1 pseudogene is annotated in these 505 nt (G+C 47.5%); it reads right to left on the reverse strand.

The window, feature by feature from the left end:
• A pseudogene (locus AC19YS_RS32040) lies at positions 1–317 on the reverse strand (hypothetical protein); the annotation flags it as partial.
• Positions 318–505 lie beyond the last annotated feature (188 nt).

A 505-nucleotide genomic window follows, 5' to 3' on the forward strand; every position in this document is an offset into this window, starting at 1 on the left:
AATTTAGCCGTAGGCTCTGCCTTAAAAGCTGCTACGAACCAGTTACCAGAGGTGGCTTGCCCCGAAATTCCAACGAACGAAAAACCAGTCCATGCTCCCGCAGAGCCGCGAACTAAGCAAAAACAAAATACGTTTGCCTGAGCTGGCCTGACGAAAACCAAAGGGGGCTCGTCCGTTGTGATGGCTTTTGAAAAAGGTACGTAAACGCCTGCGCCTGTACCATTCCATGTGCCCTTTTCAAGTACAGACAACCTTGCGAACTCTGAGTCTAAGACCACCACATCAGCATTATTTTTAAACATCACACCGTAAGTCATCAACGATACCTCATAACTAACAGTCTCTGAGAGCTGACACCTATAGGGCCGGTGGACGCTGCCGGACTACCAAAGTAAATGGTTACCCCGCCCGCTGAAATAATCGGCGTATATTGAATCGAGTTAATATTTTGGCCGCTAGTATCATAAACAGCTACAGGTAAACAAACAGCGGAATGTGTGGATGG

The organism is Pseudomonas sp. MF08831, assembly GCF_059862645.1.